This is a genomic window from Psychrobacter sp. TB20-MNA-CIBAN-0197, from assembly GCF_040309765.1.
In the GTDB taxonomy this organism is placed as follows: Bacteria; Pseudomonadota; Gammaproteobacteria; order Pseudomonadales; family Moraxellaceae; genus Psychrobacter; species Psychrobacter submarinus.
In genome coordinates this window covers 1-230 of sequence record NZ_JBEOPC010001515.1, presented here as the reverse complement: position 1 = coordinate 230, position 230 = coordinate 1, and the positions used below count along the sequence as shown (strand labels likewise).

Genomic DNA, 230 nt, shown 5'->3' with positions numbered 1-230 from the left:
AATCTGGTCAGCGCCCTTCTGGTACTGACTGTCGTCCTGCAAACTTTGACCCTGATCGCGCCGATGCCGGTCATCGCTGGCCAGCCGGCGGTGTTGTTCAGCCTGGTGATCGCCCTGGTTGCCGTGCTGCTGCATTTGGCTGTCAGCTTCTACAAATCGTCACCGGCCGCTGCGCCGACTACCTATGACATGAGCAATCGCGATACCGGCACCGTGAAGTGGTTCAACAC

General features: G+C 59.1%; 1 protein-coding gene. It reads left to right on the top strand.

Going from position 1 to position 230, the window contains the following annotated elements; all coding sequences use genetic code 11:
• A partial coding sequence (locus tag AAEY83_RS19045) for a hypothetical protein (RefSeq protein ID WP_351061846.1) occupies nucleotides 1-230 on the top strand: 230 nt, incomplete at both ends.